We start from the raw sequence: 14,681 nt of genomic DNA on the forward strand, positions 1-14,681 counted from the left end.
GGTAATCAGGCGCTGGCCGGGGCGGCGGCAGCGGCGCTTCGGGCTTCCAGGCGGGCATCCAGGACCCGCTTGCCGGCCAGCAGGAAACCCAGGACGGCAAAGGCCCCCGGGGGCAGGATCATGAGCAGGGCACCGCCGTAGCCGGGCACCTGGACTTCCAGGAAGGCGAAGGAGGGGCCCAGCAGGTTGGAAGCCTGGGCAAACAGGGTGCCGCTGCCCAGGAATTCCCGGATCAGCCCGATCACGGTCAGGGCGCCGGTAAAACCCAGGCCCATGGCCAGGCCGTCGACGATGGAGGCGGGAATGCTGGATTTCACCGCAAAGGCCTCGGCCCGGCCCAGGATGGCGCAATTGACCACGATCAGGGCGATGAACAGGCCCAGGACCTTGTACAGCTCATGCAGCCAGGCGTTCAGGGCCATGTCCACCACCGTCACCAGGGTGGCGATGATGACCACGAACACGGGAATGCGCACTTGATCGCTGACGGTCTTGCGGATCAGGGATACCAGGATGTTGGAAACCACCAGCACGGCGGTGGTGGCCAGGCCCATGCCCAGGCCGTTGGTGCCGCTGGTGGTCACGGCCATGGTCGGGCACAGGGCCAGCATCTGGGCGAACACCACGTTGTTGTCCCACAGGCCGTCCTTCATCAGGGTCTTGAAGTCGCTCATGATCACTGCTCCTTGTTCTTGGCCAGGGCGGGAGAGGTTTCCGCTTCCCCGAGGATGGCCAGCCTGTGGCTGGCGAAGGTTTCCAGCCCGCCCTTGACCGCATTCACCACGGCCCGGGGGGTGATGGTGGCGCCGGCGAACTGGTCAAAGTCGCCCCCGTCCTTCTTCACTGCCCAGCGGGCGGTCTCCAGGGACTTGCCGTCGAAACTCTTGATCCAGTCCGCCTTGGAGGCTTCGATCTTGTCCCCCAGGCCCGGGGTTTCCGTGTGCTTCAGGACCCGCACGCCCAAGGTCTTGCCGTCCCGGTCCACCGCCATCAGGATGGCGATTTCGCCCCCGTAGCCCTTGCCGCTCACCTTGAACACGGCGCCCTTGGTGCTCTCACCCTGGCGGGCCCGATAGACGGTGAGGGACTTGCCGCCCTCCACCTCCACCTGGGCGCTGTCGGCCAGCAGGTCATTGTCAGCGAAGTTGTCGGGCAGGACCTGGGCCAGGGAGTCGCGCAGATCCTTGGCCTCGGCGGCGCTGATGGCGTCCCGGGTGGCGCTGGCGGCCCAGGCCAGGGAGGCCGAGGCGAGCAGGGCCACGACCCCCAGCAGCAGGGGCTGGTAAAGCGTGTTTTCCTTGAGCTGTTCCAGATTCATGTCAGGCTCCCTTGCCGGCGGAGGGCAGGTCGATGGGACGGCCGGCCCGGGTGCGCCCCAGGATGCGGGGCTTGGTGTAACGGTCAATGATGGGGGTCAGGGCATTCATCAGCAGGATGGCGAAGGCCACCCCTTCCGGGTAACCCCCGATACTGCGGATCACCCAGGTCATCAGGCCCACCCCCAGGCCGAAGATGATCTGGCCGCCGCCCGTGGTGGGCGAGGTGACATAGTCGGTGGCGATGAAGAAGGCACCCAGCATCAGGGCTCCCGACAGCAGATGGGTGCCGGCGTCCAGGTAGTGCCCGGGAGCCACCGCATGGGCGATGGCGGCCGGAATGGCCACCCCGGCCAGCACCCCCAGGGGGGCCTGCCAGCGGATCACCCCGGTGGCGAGCAGGAACAGGCCGCCGGCCAGGATCAGCACTGCGGCGGATTCCCCCAGGCTGCCGGCGCGGATGCCGAACCAGGAGAGCTGGGGCGCGTGGCCGGCGGTAAGGGCTTGCAGCAGGTCCAGGCCCCGGGACAGTTCGGTCTTGGCGTAGCCCAGCATGGTGGCGCTGCTCATGGCGTCGGGAATGGGGACCTGCCCCAGGGTGATGTGCAGGCTGTCGATGAAGCCGGGGGCCAGGGCCGTGGTCATGGGCAGGGGCATGACCCAGGTGGTGAGCGGCAGGGGGAAGGAAATCAGCAGGGCCACCCGGGCCACCATGGCCGGATTGAAGACGTTGTAGCCCAGGCCGCCGAACACCTGCTTGCCGATCACGATGGCGATGAAGGCGCCCACCACCCCCACCCACCAGGGGGCCCAGGGGGGCAGGGTCATGGCCAGCAGCCAGCCGGTGAGCAGGGCGGAGCCATCGCCCAGGGTGCGGCCGATCTGGGCCTGGCCCAGCAGGCGCAGGCTCATGAACTCGAACACCAGGCAGGAAAGCAGGGTGATCAGCCAGAGGAAGAAGGCCGGCCAGCCGTAGAGCCAGAAGCCGAACAGGGTGGCGGGCAGCAGGGCCATCTGGACCCGCACCATGGTGCGCCGGACGCCATTGCTGCCGTGGGCGTGGGGCGAGGCGAAGGTCTGGGGGGCGTTGTAGGAGATGCTCATGCCTGGGCTCCTTCGGCGACGGCGGTGGAAGAAGGTGTTGGTGCCGTTGCGGCGGTAGCGGCGGCGGCCGCCGCCCGCTCGGCCTTGCGGCGGGCCGCCATTTCGGCTTTTTCCCGGGCTTCCCGCTCCAGCCGGTCGCTTCTGGCCTGGGCCATCTTCTTGGTGGCTTCGGCGCGCAGCTTGGCCCGGTCCTGGGCGGCCATTTCCCCCTTGGCGTGGGCGAAGTACTGCACCAGGGGAATCTGGGAGGGGCAGACGTAGGCGCAGCAGCCGCAGGCGATGCAGTCCTTCAGGCCCACGCCCACGGCTCCCTTCAGGTCGCTGGCCTGGATGTGGCGGGCCATTTCCAGGGGCAGCAGACCGATGGGGCAGGCGCGCACGCAACTGGCGCAGCGGATGCAAGGCTCCTGGGCCCGTTCGGCCACCTGGGCCGCGTCCAGGGCGAGGATGCCGCTGGTGCCCTTGACCACCGGGACCCGGGCATGGGGCAGGGACATGCCCATCATCGGACCGCCCATGATCAGCCGGGCCGGCGCCCCCTGGAGGCCGCCGGCGAAGGCGAGTACCTCCTCCACCAGGGTGCCCACGGGGACGAAGATGTTGCCGGGCTGGGCCACGCAAGCACCATTGACGGTCACCAGGCGCGACACCAGGGGGCGGCCGTGGCGGATGGCCTCGTGCACGGCCCGGGCGGTGCCGACGTTGTGCACCACCACGCCCACGTCGCCGGGGCGGCCGTCGGCGGGAATTTCCTTGCCCGTGAGCACCAGGATCAGCTGCTTTTCCGAACCCATGGGGTAGCGGGCCGGCACCGGGCGGACGGACACTTCGGCATAGGGGCGGGCCGCCTCGGTCATGGCAGCGATGGCCTCGGGCTTGTTGTCCTCGATGCCCACCAGGGCTTCGGTGGCGCCGGTGGCGTGCAGCATCAGGCGGATGCCATCGACGATGTCGGCGGCGGCGTCGCGCATCAGCCGGTCATCGCAGGAGAGATAGGGCTCGCACTCGCCACCGTTCATGATCAGGGTGCTGACCTTGGATTTCTGGGACAGGGACAGCTTCAGGGCCGAGGGGAAGGTGGCGCCGCCCAGGCCCACCACGCCGGCGGCCGCCACGCGGCGGCTGATTTCGGCCGGCTCCAGGGCGAAGGGATCGGTGCAGCCTTCCAGCTCGGTCCATTCATCCTTACCGTCGCTGTCGAGGGTGATGGCCAGGACCGGCAGGCCGGAAGGGTGCGGTGCGGGAATTTCGCCGATGGCGGCGACGGTGCCCGAAGTCGGGGCATGGATGGCCGCCGAGACCGCCCCCTGGGGATCGGCGAGCTTGTCGCCTTTCCTGACCTTCTGGCCGACCAGCACCGCAGGCCGGGCCGGAGCGCCCAAATGTTGGGAGAGAGAGACATAGAGGCGCTCCGGCACCGGCATGGTGCGCGTGGCAGCGTCCGCGGCGGGACGCTTGTGATCTTCCGGGTGGATGCCCCAGGAGAGACCAAAGAATTTTTCCATCAGACCCATGCTGTTTTCCTTCAGGCGGCCATAGGCTTGGGCATCACCCAGTGCTGCAGGGTGACGGGGACAGGTTGCATCAGGACAGCCTCGGTGGGGCAGTGATCGACGCAGGCGGCACAACCGGTGCAGGCTTCCTTGAGCACGTTGTGGATCTGCTTGGGCGCCCCCAGGATGGCGTCGGTGGGGCAGGACTTGATGCAGCGGCAGCAGCCGATGCACAGGTCCTCGGCGATCACGGCCAGCTTGGGACCGTCGTCGGCCATGCCGGAAAGATCCAGGCTGAGGCCTAGTTTTTCCGCCAGGGCGGCGGCCACGGCCTTGCCTCCCGGCGGGCAGCAGGTCGGCGCGGCAGAGCCGTCGGCGATGGCCGCGGCGGCCCCGGAGCAGCCGGGAAAGCCGCACTGGCCGCAGTTGGTGCCCGGCAGCAGGGCTTCCAGTTCATCGACGATGGGATTGGTGGCCACGGCCAGCAGGCGGCCGGCGATGCCCAGGACCAAGCCGAGGATGGCGCCCAGGACGGTGAGGCTGAGGATGGCGGCAAGCATCGAGATTCCCCTTAGACGTTGAGGCCGGAAAAGCCCATGAAGGCCAGGGCCAGCAGGCTGATGGTGACGAAAGCGATGGGGGCGCCGGTGAAGGCGCCGGGCACCCGGGCCAGGGCGATGCGCTCCCGCAGGCCGGCGAAGATCATCAGCACCAGGGTGAAGCCCAGGGCGGAGCCGAAACCGTAGGCCACGCTCCAGAAGAAGCCGTAGCCCTGCTGCACGTTCAGGAGGGCGACCCCCAGCACGGCGCAGTTGGTGGTGATCAGGGGCAGGTAGATGCCCAGGGACTGGTACAGGCCGGGGCTGGCCTTCTTGATGAACATTTCGGTGAATTGCACCACCGAGGCGATCACCAGGATGAAGGTGAGGATGCGCAGGAACTGCAGTTCCATGGGCACCAGCAGCCAGTGTTCCAGGGACCAGCTGGCGGCCGAGGCCAGGGTCAGCACGAAGGTGGTGGCCATGCCCATGCCCAGGGCGCTGTCCATGCTTTTGGACACGCCCATGGCGGGACACAGGCCGAGGAACTTGATCAGCACCACGTTATTGACCAGGGCCGTGGAGATCAGGAGGAGTACCAGTTCGCTCATGGCGGCGATTCTCGGTGGGGTTGGGATGGCCCTCCCATTGCAACGCCCATGCCAGCTGTGCTCCGGGACCTGCCGGGTGGCGGCAAACCCCCTGTTGGCGCGGCCTGGCGCTGGGTTGCACCAGGGTGGTGCGGCGCGCGCCTGTTTTTTTGTCGCAAAGCCGACAGATTTTCCTGTGGGGTTGTCGCCAATGGCCTGCAAGCCAGCAGGGGCGCGGAGCTTGGGCTTTAAATAGTTTTGATGGCATGGAACGTGCTGATTACCGGCAATTGCCTAAAGCGCCGGAGCCGATTTCATGAACCTCAAGCCACCCCCCAAGGTATGCACCGACCTGCCGCCGGAAATCTTCCGCCAGGCGGTCGCCCAGGCCGACGTGGCGATTTCCATCACCGATCCCCAGGCCAACATCCTCTATGTGAACGAGGCCTTTGCCCGGGTCACCGGTTACAGCCCCCGGGAAGCCGAGGGGCAGAACGAATCCATCCTCTCCAACCACACCACCCCCAGGGAGGTGTATGGGGCCATGTGGGCCGCCCTGGCCGGAGGGCATCCCTGGACCGGCCGCCTGCTCAACCGGCGCAAGGACGGCAGCCAGTACCTAGCGGAGCTGGCCATTGCCCCGGTGCTGGACGGTGAAGGCCGGATCGCCCACTACCTGGGCATGCACCGGGATATTTCCGAACTGCACAGCCTGGTCAGCCAGGTGCGTAACCAGAAGGCCCTGATCGAGTCGGTGGTGGATGGGGCACCGGTGGCCCTGGTCCTGCTGGATGACCGGGGCCAGGTGATGCTGGATAACCAGGAATACAAGAAGCTGGTGGCCGACCTGCGGGTGGCCGAGCCGGCGCACCTGCTCCTGGAGACGGCCGTGCCCAACTGGCGCGAACAGCTGCTGGGCAGGGACAGCCCGGTGGGCTTCCCGGCCCGGGAGTTGCGCATCGACCGGCCCGGCGGCGCCTCGCCCCGCTGGTTCTCCTGTTCGGCCCTGCCCATCGCCACCCTGGATGAACGGGCCGACGGCTTTTACGAGGAAAGCCTGCGGCACTACCTGCTGCTGGTGGTAAACGACGTGAGTGCCCTGCGCCAGGGCCAGGAAAAGGCCCGTCTGGCGGCCCTGCGCAGCCTGATGGCCGAAGAGGAGCACGCGGCTGCCATGCGCGAGAGCCTGTCCGCCGCCATGTTCCGCCTGGAAGGGCCGCTCAACATCATGTCCTCCGCCGTGGGCATGCTGCGGCTCCGGGAGCCGGCCATGGCCAATGCCCTGGAATCCGCCCTGGGCGAGGGCCGGGCCCACCTGGACGAGCTGCGCCAGCTGATTCCCCTGGACACCCGGGAGGCCATGGCGCCGGTCAATCTCAACGAGGTTCTGCGCGATGTGCTCGACGTGAGCACCCCGCGCCTGCTGGCCAACGGCATCACCGTGAGCTGGCAGCCGGCGCCCACCCTGCCGGCCATCCTGGGCCGGCCCATGCAGCTGCGCTCCCTGTTCAAGGCCCTGGTGGATAACGCCATCGAGGCCCTGTCCCAGAAGGGTTGGCGGGTCCGGGAGCTGAGCCTGAGCACCGCCCTGGCGGGAGAGCTGGTGCAGGTCTGCATCGATGACCGGGGTCCGGGCATTCCCGCCGAGCTGCGGCTTAAGGTATTCGAACCCTTCTTCACCACCCGGGGCAGCCAGGGCCAGCACCTGGGCACCGGTCTGCCCCGGGCCCAGCAGGCCGTGGCCGACCACGGCGGGATACTGGAATTGCTGGATGCGCCGGGAGGCGGCTGCCGGGCCCTGGTGGAGCTGCCCCTGGAAGGGGAGACCGAATGAGCGCGGAAGATCACGGCAAATGTCCCGATGGGCACACCTACGGCTTCGGCGGTGAAGCCCCGGGGGTGTGCGAAACCCACGAGCTGCATCTGTCCCAGATGGACGCCCTGTACGGGGTCAGCCAGGTCCTGTCCCGCTCCCTGGATTACCGGGAGACCATCCAGGAAGTGCTGCGCATCCTGGACGAATCCGCCGGCCTGAGCCGGGGCCTGGTGAGCGTGGTGGAGCCCGATGGCAGCCTGCTGGTGCAGTCGGTGCACGGGGTGGACCCGGGCCATTTTGAATCGGTGCGCTATCAGTCCGGCGAAGGGGTGATCGGCTTCGCCATGGAGAAGAACCGCAGCATCATTCTGCAGCGGGTCGGGGATGACCGGCGCTTCATCAACAAGATGGGGGTCTATGACCCGAACCTGCCCTTCATCGCCGTGCCCATCAAGGTGGCCGGCAGCCTGAAGGGGGTGCTGGCGGTACAGCCGGGAGTGGAAGACGATCCCCTGCTGGAGGACCGGGCCCGCTTCCTGGAAATGATCGCCAACCTGGTGGGCCAGAGCCTGCGCCTCTCCTTGCAGGTGGAGCAGGAAAAGCGCTCCCTGCTGGAGGAGCGGGACCTGCTGCGCCGTACCGTGCGCCACCAGCACGGCTTTGACAGCGTCGTCGGCCGTTCCGCCGTGATGCGCCGGGTCTTCGAACAGGTGCGCCTGGTGGCCAAGTGGAACACCACGGTGCTGATCCGGGGCGAGACCGGCACCGGCAAGGAGCTGATCGCCAACGCCATCCACTACAACTCGCCCCGGGCCCGGGGGCCCCTGGTCAAGCTCAACTGCGCGGCCCTGCCGGAAAACCTGCTCGAATCGGAACTGTTCGGCCACGAGCGGGGCTCCTTCACCGGCGCCGTGGGCAGCCGCAAGGGCCGCTTCGAGCAGGCCGACGGGGGCACCCTGTTCCTGGACGAAATCGGGGAAATCTCCCCGGCCTTCCAGGCCAAGCTGCTGCGGGTGCTGCAGGAAGGGGAATTCGAGCGGGTCGGGGGCAGCCGCAGCATCAAGGTGGATGTGCGCATCATCGCCGCCACCCACCGGGATCTGGAGACTGCCGTGGACATGGGCGATTTCCGCGAGGACCTGTTCTACCGCCTGAACGTCATGCCCCTCTACCTGCCTCCCCTGCGGGAGCGCCTGGAGGACATCCCCGACATCTGTCGGCACCTGCTCACCAAGGTGGGCAATGTGCAGAAGCGCAAGCTCACCATCCACGACAGCGCCCTGCGTCGCCTGGCCAACTACGAGTGGCCCGGCAACGTGCGGGAGCTGGAAAACTGCCTGGAGCGGGCGGCGGTCCTGTCCGAGGACGGGGTCATCGACGGGGATCTGATCCGCTTCCCGGGGCGGGAGCGGGTGGTGTCCCGGCCGGCTCTGGCGTCCCAGCAGGCGGCGTCTGCCCCCATGGGGAGCGCCGCCGTGCCGGAGGGGCCTTCCCTGGATGATCCCAACCTGTCCGAGCGGGACCGGGTGATTGCTGCCCTGGAGCAGGCCGGCTGGGTTCAGGCCAAGGCGGCCCGGCTCCTGAACATGACGCCGCGCCAGATCGCCTACCGCATCCAGACCCTGAACATCGAGGTGAAGCAGTTCTGAGCCCGGCTCAGGTGCCGGGCAGGTCCAGGACGGGGGGCAGGAACAGTTCGGTCACCAGCACCCCCTTGGCCTGGCGGCCGAAGCGGGAACGCCGGGCCCAGAGCCGGGGGGGCAGGGGGCCGCAGGCCTGTTCGGCGCGCCGATAGAGCAGGTGGCGCCGGTCCAGGGGGCGGAATTCCAGGGGCCCCCGGGCGATGCGCGGGTCGGAGAACAGCAGGCTGCCCAGGGAATGGCTGCCCAGGGCGGCAAAGCGCAGATCAAAGGGATGGCGCGGCCGGCGGGTCATGACCGTATGGGCGAACACGGCGGGGCGCTCATTGACCAGCAGCAGCACTTCCCGGACCCAGACCAGGCGGCCCGGTCGTGCTCCCAGGCAGGCGGCTTCGTCGGGTCCCAGGGCTTCCAGGGCCTGACGCAGGCAGCGCACCTGGAAGCTGCGGCTGCCGCGCCGCAGGCGGGCCGTGAGGGAGTCCCGTTCCCGCAGCCAGTCCAGCAGGGGCAGATTGTCGTTCTGGCGGCTCAAGCGGGGCCGCCAGCGGGGCGGCGCCTGGATCTTCATCGGGGCGCGGGAGCCCGCTGCACGCCGCTGATCTTCATGCCCGGCTTGATGCCCCGGGTGGCGAACCAGCCCTGGTTCATTTCCAGGGCGTAGCGGGCCGGGGCGTCGGCGCAGTGGTTGTCCTCGGTCTGGGGCTGCATGTCGCGGATGTTGATGATGCGCCCCTCTTCATCCAGGAAGGCCACGGACAGGGGCAGCAGGGTGTTTTTCATCCACATGCAGTGGCGCTGCTGCATGGGGAACACGAACAGCATGCCCTGGCCGGCGCCCAGGCGGCTGCGCTGCATCAGGCCCTGCATCCGGTCATCCTGGTTGGCGGCCACCTCCGCTTCGATGCGGTGGAAGCCGGCGGTCAGTTCCATGCGCGGCATCTCGGCCCGGGCGGCGGCGCCCAGGAGAAGGCCGGCGGCCAGCAGCAGGGGAGTGAGTATTTGGCGGGTTTTCATGGCCGGGCATTATACGGCGGCAGCAGCTGCTCGGGCCGCCCGGTGAGCAGCCGCAGCTCACCCGGGGCCAGTCCTTCCAGGGTGTAGGGGCCGATGGCGGCGCGGATCAGGCGCAGGGTGGGAAAACCCACGGCTGCCGTCATGCGCCGCACCTGGCGGTTGCGCCCCTCGCGGATGGCCAGTTCAATCCAGGCGGTGGGAATGGCCTGGCGAATGCGGATCGGGGGCTGGCGTTCCCACAGGCCGGGCGGCTCCTCCATGCACCGGGCCCGGGCCGGCCGGGTGAGGCCGTCCTTCAGTTGTACGCCCCGGCGCAGGGTTTCCAGGGCCTCTTCGCCGGGAATGCCTTCCACCTGGACCCAGTAGATTTTTTCCAGCTTGTGGCGCGGGTCGGCGATGCGGGCCTGGAGCTGGCCGTCGTCGGTGAGCAGCAGCAGCCCTTCGCTGTCGCCATCCAGGCGCCCGGCGGCGTGTACCCCGGGCAGGTCGATGTAGTCCTTGAGCCCCTGCCAGCGTCCTTCCGGGGTGAACTGGCTGAGCACCCCGTAGGGTTTGTTGAAGCAGACCAGGCGCGCCTCTTCCCGGGGCGCCTGTCGGGGGCGCTGCCGTCGAGGGGGGCGGGGAGGCGTGCTGGAGCGGGGCGGGGGACGGTTCATGGCGGGCAAGGATAGCACCGGGGGCGGTGTTGCCCCAGCGGGGGAGTATCATGCAGGCCGCGTCGGCCCCCGGGTCTCAATCAACGGTTTTCGATCTTGGAAAAAAGCAAGCTCAACAAAAGTCATCTCACCAGCCTGCTCCTGGGGCTGGGTTTCCTGGGCCTCCTGGGGCTCGGCTACTGGTTGGGGCCCCGGCTGGCCCCGGCCCGGGACCTGACCCTGCCGGTGCCGGCCTGCGACCTGAACCAGGGGCCCTGCCGGGTGGCCCTGCCCGGGGGCGGCCACCTGGTGGCGGAGATTTCCCCCTGGCCGATTCCCGTGCTCAAGCCCCTGAGCGTCAAGGTTTCCCTGGAGGGCTATGAGGCCAGCGCGGTGCTGCTCGATTTTTCCGGGGTGGAAATGGACATGGGCTTCAATCAGGTGAGCCTGGAAGCCGGCCCCCGGGGCCAGTTCTCCGGCCGGGGCAACCTGCCCGTCTGCGTCACCGGGCGCATGCGCTGGCAGGCCAGTTTCATCCTCCAGGGCCCCGGGGGCCGCCTGGCGGTTCCCTTTCATTTCGATTCTGGTTCCTGAACCAGGGAGGTCTGTTCCATGGACATGCGCCATTTTCTTCTCACCTGTCTGTGCGCCCTGCCCCTGGCCGTCCAGGCCTATTCGGGGCCGGAGCTCCAGGAGGATTGCCTGGCGGCGGAGCAGCTGCTCACCGGGCAGAAAAGCACCGACATCTTCCACTCCGTCAAGAGCAGCCGCTGCCTCACCTACCTGGATGGCTTCCTGGACGGATACGGCATCGGTGACCGGCTGGCCGACAAGGTGGGGGTGCGCCTCAACGCCTTCTGCGCCCCCCGGGGGCAGGAGGACAGAATCCGCCTGGTGCGTGCCGTCCTGGCCTACCTGGACCGGCAGCCCCCGTTTCCCAAGGACAGCGAGATCGGCGCCGCCCAGGTGGTAGGGGCCGCCTTCAGCAAGACTTTTGCCTGCAAGGAATAGACGCCCGGCGGCGAAGTCCGTAGAATCCGCCCCCGTCATTGGGGAGTAGCCGCCACTCATCGCGCAGTGGGCCCGTGTCAACAGACTTGCCCGCCGGCTTCCGGGGGCATGGCACCGGCGGTTTCGACTTGGCAAGACCTTTGACCATGCACCGCCGCTGGGCCGGGGTGTGCGTGGTCATTGGTATTCTGCCGGCCCGGAGCTCATTCATGGACGCGTTCCTGATCGCCACCGGTATCGTGGCCCTGGCCGAAATCGGCGACAAAACCCAACTGCTTTCCTTCGTGCTGGCGGCCCGCTATCAGCGGCCCTGGCCCATCATCTTCGGCATCCTCGTGGCCACCCTGGCCAATCACGCCCTGGCTGGCGCCGTGGGCAGCTGGCTCACCGGCCTGCTGGGGCCGGACGTGCTGCGCTGGGTTCTCGGGGTTTCCTTCCTGCTCATGGCGGGCTGGATGCTGATTCCCGACAAGCTGGACGAGGACGAGGCCAACGTGGCACCCCGTTTCGGGGTGTTCGGCACTACCCTGATCGCCTTCTTCCTGGCCGAGATGGGGGACAAGACCCAGGTGGCCACCGTGGCCCTGGCGGCCCAGTACTCGGACTTTCTCATGGTGGTGGCCGGCACCACCGCCGGCATGATGCTCGCCAATGTGCCGGCGGTGCTGGTGGGCGACAAGCTGGCCGCCCGCCTGCCGGTGCGCCTGATGCATGCCATTGCCGCAGTGATCTTCGCGGCCCTGGGGCTGTACGCCCTGTTCAGTCAGGGCCTGCCGGGGCTGTGAGCGGGGCCGGAGCCCCGGCTCCGGTCACAGCTTGTTGCTGCGTTCCACCAGGGTGTTGTAAGTCTTCAGGGCCTTGCCCGGGCTGCCTTCCACCATCCAGTCGCTGCCGGGTTTGAGCATCATCTGCTCGCCGGTGGAGTAGGGCACCTGGTCCCGGACCCGGCGCACCCGCTCCTTGGCCGCCTTGCGGAAGTCCTCGCTGGCCTGGCTGAAGAAGGACCAGTTGTGGGCGCTCATGCCCTCCGCCGGCTGGGCCTTGAGCTGGGCCAGCAGTTCGTCGGTGATCTTTTCATAGGCGGCCAGCCGGGTTGCCGCCTGGTCGGCCGGAAAACTCTCCTCCCCGAGCATGCGGATCAGCAGCTTGGCCTCGTGCATGGTGGCCATGTGCAGGTAGGGCAGCTGGCGCCCCTCTTCCTTCTCCAGGCGCTGCATCTGGGCTTCCAGGCGTTTGTCGTTTTCCAGCTCGATGGCGTCGGAGAACTTGCCGCTGGCGGCCATGAAGCTTTCCATGGCGGCTTTCAGGCGGGGATGCAGGGCCTTCCCCTGGGCGAACTGGTCATCCTTGTAATTTTCCCGGTCGTAGTAACGGTGGGCTTCGATGACCAGGGGCTGGAGTTGGTCCAGGGCTTCCATATAGGCCTTGCCGGCCCCGTCCAGGGCCAGGGCGGGGCTCATCCCGGCCGCCTGGCCGAACTGGGTCCGGCAGTTGCCGAGCTTCTGCTCCGGGCCGATTTCGTACAGTCCATAGACCACGACTTCCTTGCCCGTGGGGCCGGCCTGCATGTCCTTGATCCAGGAGCTGTAGCGCCGGATGCTGTCGTGCACCCTGCCATCCAGGTCGTTGTAGCAGTCGATGTAGATGCCCAGCTTCTGGTCCAGGCCGCCGGGGGCTTCCGCTGGCTTGGCCGGAGCGGCGGCCTCCTGGGCGGCGGCAGCCGGGACGGAGTTTTCGGCGGCCGGGGGCTCGTCCCTGGAGCAGGCGCCCAGCTGGGCAGCCAGGAACAGGCCCAGCAACAGGGCCAGGGCCGGGTGGCGAAGGGGGGAAGTCATCGGGGCTATCCTTTTGTCATGGAAAGGATGCGCATCCTAGCGGAATGTCGGCACGGCGGCCATCCCGGGCTTGCCGGTGTCAGGCGGGGAAGGGATGCTGGAAGGCTGGAAGCCCGGGGGGAATCCTGCGACAATGCGCGGCTTTCCCCGATGAAGGCCTGGGGAGAGGGATATGACCCTGATTGGTGCCGGGAGAGGGACTCGAACCCTCACACCTTGCGGCGGCGGATTTTGAATCCGCTGCGTCTACCGATTCCGCCATCCCGGCACGGGAAGAGGGCGGATTATCCCTGAATCATCTCCGGGCTACAAGCTACCCTTGGCTACCTCGACACTGACTGTAGACGATTTTGATTTTGACCTGCCCGAGGCGCTGATCGCTCAGCATCCGGCCCGGGAGCGCACGGCCAGCCGCCTGCTGCACGTGGCTGGCGGCCAGCGCACGGACCGGGTTTTTGCCGACCTGCCCGGTCTCCTGGCGCCCGGTGACCTGCTGGTATTCAACGATACCCGGGTGATCAAGGCCCGCCTGTTCGGCCGCAAGGAAACCGGGGGGCAGGTGGAGGTGATGCTGGAGCGCATCATCGACGCCCGCCACGCCCTGGCCCAGGTGCGGGCCAGCAAGTCGCCCAAGCCGGGCAGTCGCCTGCTGCTGGCCGATGACGCCTTTGTCCTGCGGGTGAGTGGCCGCGAGGAGAGCTTCTTCCAGCTGGAGCTGGAAGGGGAGGGGGACCTGTGGAGCCTGGCGGAAAGCCATGGCCGCCTGCCCCTGCCGCCCTACATCACCCACCTGCCCGAGGCCGAGGACGAAGCCCGCTACCAGACCGTCTATGCCCGCCATCCGGGGGCCGTGGCGGCACCCACGGCGGGGCTGCATTTCGATGAGGCGATGCTGGCCCGGCTGGCCTCCCTGGGGGTGGGCACCGCCCATCTGACCCTGCACGTGGGGGCGGGCACCTACCAGCCGGTGCGGGTGGAGCGCATCGACGAACACCGGATGCACGCCGAGTGCTACCAAGTGCCCGAGGCCACGGCCGAGGCGATCCGCCAGACCCGGGCCCGGGGCGGGCGGGTGGTGGCGGTGGGTACCACGTCCATGCGCACCCTGGAATCCGCCGCCTGCGGCCAGGGTCTGGTCCGGGCCGGGGCCGGGGAAACGGACATCTTCATCACTCCCGGTTACCGCTTCCAGGTGGTGGACCGGCTCATCACCAATTTTCACCTGCCGCGCTCCACCCTCTTGATGCTGGTCTCCGCCTTCGCCGGCATGGAGCCGATCCGGGCGGCTTACGCCCACGCGGTGGCGCAGCGCTACCGCTTCTTCAGTTATGGGGACGCGATGCTGCTGGAGCGGCAGGACCCACCGGAGACCTGAGATGCGCCTGGTACAGTTCGACTTTCCCTTCAGTGGACCCTTCGGAGCCGAGATGAGCGCCGCCATGGCGGACCTAGCCCAAAGCATTGCCGCGGAGCCCGGCCTGCTCTGGAAGATCTGGACCGAAAATCCGGAAACCGGCGAGGCGGGCGGCGTCTACCTGTTTGCCGACCCGGCCAGCGCCGATGCCTACATCGCCAAACATACGGCTCGGCTCCAGGCCTTCGGCGTGAGCGGCATCCGGGCCCGGAGCTTTGCCGTCAATGAAGCCCTGAGTCGCATCGACCGGGCGCCCCTGTGATCAACCCCCGAG

The 14,681-nt window shown here is 68.0% G+C and carries 17 protein-coding genes, 1 tRNA gene and 1 riboswitch; of the genes, 7 read left to right on the forward strand and 11 right to left on the reverse strand.

Features of this window, described 5'->3' with window-relative positions; genetic code table 11:
- Window positions 1–5: 5 nt before the first annotated feature.
- The 6 genes from G474_RS0113775 to rsxA are packed head-to-tail and all read right to left on the reverse strand — an operon-like array spanning window position 6 to window position 5,063.
- Window positions 6–674 carry an electron transport complex subunit E gene (locus tag G474_RS0113775; protein ID WP_026687494.1) on the reverse strand — a complete coding sequence of 223 codons (669 nt, stop codon included), beginning with the start codon at window positions 672–674 and terminating at the stop codon, window positions 6–8.
- 2 nt (window positions 675–676) lie between these two features.
- The gene (gene rsxG, locus G474_RS0113780) at window positions 677–1,318 is read right to left on the reverse strand and encodes an electron transport complex subunit RsxG (RefSeq protein ID WP_026687495.1); all 642 of its coding nucleotides are present in this window, start codon (window positions 1,316–1,318) and stop codon (window positions 677–679) included.
- A gap of 1 nt (window position 1,319) precedes the next feature.
- Complete coding sequence (locus G474_RS0113785) at window positions 1,320–2,420, reverse strand: RnfABCDGE type electron transport complex subunit D (protein WP_026687496.1); 1,101 nt, start codon at window positions 2,418–2,420, stop codon at window positions 1,320–1,322.
- Window positions 2,417–3,934: an electron transport complex subunit RsxC gene (gene rsxC / locus G474_RS0113790; protein WP_026687497.1), complete on the reverse strand. Its 1,518-nt coding sequence runs from the start codon at window positions 3,932–3,934 to the stop codon at window positions 2,417–2,419. The genes G474_RS0113785 and rsxC overlap by 4 nt, the downstream gene beginning before the upstream one ends.
- 11 nt (window positions 3,935–3,945) lie before the next feature.
- The gene (locus tag G474_RS0113795; RefSeq protein ID WP_026687498.1) at window positions 3,946–4,473 is read right to left on the reverse strand and encodes an RnfABCDGE type electron transport complex subunit B; all 528 of its coding nucleotides are present in this window, start codon (window positions 4,471–4,473) and stop codon (window positions 3,946–3,948) included.
- 11 nt (window positions 4,474–4,484) lie between these two features.
- Window positions 4,485–5,063, reverse strand: coding sequence for an electron transport complex subunit RsxA (gene rsxA, locus G474_RS0113800; RefSeq protein ID WP_026687499.1), 579 nt, complete (start codon window positions 5,061–5,063; stop codon window positions 4,485–4,487).
- A 295-nt stretch (window positions 5,064–5,358) separates the two neighbouring features.
- On the opposite strand from rsxA, the gene nifL reads away from it, so the two are divergent.
- Entirely contained in the window at window positions 5,359–6,876 is a 1,518-nt protein-coding gene (nifL, locus tag G474_RS0113805) for a nitrogen fixation negative regulator NifL (RefSeq protein WP_026687500.1), read from the forward strand.
- Window positions 6,873–8,507 carry a nif-specific transcriptional activator NifA gene (gene nifA, locus G474_RS0113810; protein ID WP_084513767.1) on the forward strand — a complete coding sequence of 545 codons (1,635 nt, stop codon included), beginning with the start codon at window positions 6,873–6,875 and terminating at the stop codon, window positions 8,505–8,507. The genes nifL and nifA overlap by 4 nt, the downstream gene beginning before the upstream one ends.
- 7 nt (window positions 8,508–8,514) lie before the next feature.
- Here nifA and G474_RS20830 read toward each other — a convergent pair whose 3' ends face one another.
- From G474_RS20830 to G474_RS20835, 3 genes are read right to left on the reverse strand one after another with little or no spacing between them, the layout of a single operon-like run.
- On the reverse strand, window positions 8,515–9,030 hold the full coding sequence (locus tag G474_RS20830) for a chorismate--pyruvate lyase family protein (RefSeq protein WP_211228117.1): 516 nt from the start codon (window positions 9,028–9,030) through the stop codon (window positions 8,515–8,517).
- 32 nt (window positions 9,031–9,062) lie between these two features.
- The gene (locus G474_RS0113820) at window positions 9,063–9,512 is read right to left on the reverse strand and encodes a DUF192 domain-containing protein (RefSeq protein ID WP_026687502.1); all 450 of its coding nucleotides are present in this window, start codon (window positions 9,510–9,512) and stop codon (window positions 9,063–9,065) included.
- A complete protein-coding gene (locus G474_RS20835) occupies window positions 9,509–10,168 on the reverse strand; it encodes a pseudouridine synthase (protein ID WP_051282289.1) in 660 nt (219 codons plus the stop codon). The genes G474_RS0113820 and G474_RS20835 overlap by 4 nt, the downstream gene beginning before the upstream one ends.
- Window positions 10,169–10,264: 96 nt before the next feature.
- Here G474_RS20835 and G474_RS0113830 point away from each other — a divergent pair, with 96 nt between their 5' ends.
- The 3 genes from G474_RS0113830 (at window position 10,265) to G474_RS0113840 (ending at window position 11,943) form a co-directional block, all read left to right on the forward strand.
- A complete protein-coding gene (locus G474_RS0113830) occupies window positions 10,265–10,741 on the forward strand; it encodes a hypothetical protein (protein ID WP_051282290.1) in 477 nt (158 codons plus the stop codon).
- A gap of 24 nt (window positions 10,742–10,765) precedes the next feature.
- Window positions 10,766–11,158, forward strand: a complete 393-nt coding sequence (locus tag G474_RS0113835) for a Rap1a/Tai family immunity protein (protein WP_156919268.1) — start codon at window positions 10,766–10,768, stop codon at window positions 11,156–11,158.
- Between the two features lie 28 nt (window positions 11,159–11,186).
- A riboswitch (yybP-ykoY riboswitch) is annotated at window positions 11,187–11,363 on the forward strand.
- 4 nt (window positions 11,364–11,367) lie between these two features.
- Window positions 11,368–11,943, forward strand: a complete 576-nt coding sequence (locus G474_RS0113840) for a TMEM165/GDT1 family protein (RefSeq protein ID WP_026687505.1) — start codon at window positions 11,368–11,370, stop codon at window positions 11,941–11,943.
- A 24-nt stretch (window positions 11,944–11,967) separates the two neighbouring features.
- On the opposite strand, the gene G474_RS0113845 is transcribed toward G474_RS0113840, so the two are convergent.
- Together G474_RS0113845 and G474_RS0113850 are read right to left on the reverse strand one after the other, a co-directional pair.
- Complete coding sequence (locus tag G474_RS0113845; protein ID WP_043464490.1) at window positions 11,968–12,993, reverse strand: YiiG family protein; 1,026 nt, start codon at window positions 12,991–12,993, stop codon at window positions 11,968–11,970.
- 183 nt (window positions 12,994–13,176) lie between these two features.
- A tRNA-Leu gene (locus G474_RS0113850) sits at window positions 13,177–13,261 on the reverse strand.
- A 51-nt stretch (window positions 13,262–13,312) separates the two neighbouring features.
- Here G474_RS0113850 and queA point away from each other — a divergent pair.
- Window positions 13,313–14,368: a tRNA preQ1(34) S-adenosylmethionine ribosyltransferase-isomerase QueA gene (queA, locus tag G474_RS0113855; protein WP_026687507.1), complete on the forward strand. Its 1,056-nt coding sequence runs from the start codon at window positions 13,313–13,315 to the stop codon at window positions 14,366–14,368.
- Between the two features lies 1 nt (window position 14,369).
- On the forward strand, window positions 14,370–14,669 hold the full coding sequence (locus tag G474_RS0113860; RefSeq protein WP_026687508.1) for a monooxygenase: 300 nt from the start codon (window positions 14,370–14,372) through the stop codon (window positions 14,667–14,669).
- The last annotated feature ends 12 nt before the right edge of the window (window positions 14,670–14,681 follow it).

This window comes from Azovibrio restrictus DSM 23866, assembly GCF_000429665.1.
Lineage (GTDB): Bacteria > Pseudomonadota > Gammaproteobacteria > Burkholderiales > Rhodocyclaceae > Azovibrio > Azovibrio restrictus.

What these genes read in the sequence shown, in the direction of transcription:
- rsxA (WP_026687499.1), bottom strand. Translation starts at nt 5,063, where the DNA reads ATGAGCGAACTGGTACTCCTCCTGATCTCCACGGCCCTGGTCAATAAC.
- G474_RS0113785 (WP_026687496.1), bottom strand. Translation starts at nt 2,420, where the DNA reads ATGAGCATCTCCTACAACGCCCCCCAGACCTTCGCCTCGCCCCACGCC.
- G474_RS20835 (WP_051282289.1), bottom strand. Translation starts at nt 10,168, where the DNA reads ATGAACCGTCCCCCGCCCCGCTCCAGCACGCCTCCCCGCCCCCCTCGA.
- nifL (WP_026687500.1), top strand. Translation starts at nt 5,359, where the DNA reads ATGAACCTCAAGCCACCCCCCAAGGTATGCACCGACCTGCCGCCGGAA.
- G474_RS0113840 (WP_026687505.1), top strand. Translation starts at nt 11,368, where the DNA reads ATGGACGCGTTCCTGATCGCCACCGGTATCGTGGCCCTGGCCGAAATC.
- G474_RS0113845 (WP_043464490.1), bottom strand. Translation starts at nt 12,993, where the DNA reads ATGACTTCCCCCCTTCGCCACCCGGCCCTGGCCCTGTTGCTGGGCCTG.
- G474_RS0113820 (WP_026687502.1), bottom strand. Translation starts at nt 9,512, where the DNA reads ATGAAAACCCGCCAAATACTCACTCCCCTGCTGCTGGCCGCCGGCCTT.
- nifA (WP_084513767.1), top strand. Translation starts at nt 6,873, where the DNA reads ATGAGCGCGGAAGATCACGGCAAATGTCCCGATGGGCACACCTACGGC.
- G474_RS0113775 (WP_026687494.1), bottom strand. Translation starts at nt 674, where the DNA reads ATGAGCGACTTCAAGACCCTGATGAAGGACGGCCTGTGGGACAACAAC.
- G474_RS0113795 (WP_026687498.1), bottom strand. Translation starts at nt 4,473, where the DNA reads ATGCTTGCCGCCATCCTCAGCCTCACCGTCCTGGGCGCCATCCTCGGC.
- G474_RS0113835 (WP_156919268.1), top strand. Translation starts at nt 10,766, where the DNA reads ATGCGCCATTTTCTTCTCACCTGTCTGTGCGCCCTGCCCCTGGCCGTC.
- rsxG (WP_026687495.1), bottom strand. Translation starts at nt 1,318, where the DNA reads ATGAATCTGGAACAGCTCAAGGAAAACACGCTTTACCAGCCCCTGCTG.
- G474_RS0113860 (WP_026687508.1), top strand. Translation starts at nt 14,370, where the DNA reads ATGCGCCTGGTACAGTTCGACTTTCCCTTCAGTGGACCCTTCGGAGCC.
- rsxC (WP_026687497.1), bottom strand. Translation starts at nt 3,934, where the DNA reads ATGGGTCTGATGGAAAAATTCTTTGGTCTCTCCTGGGGCATCCACCCG.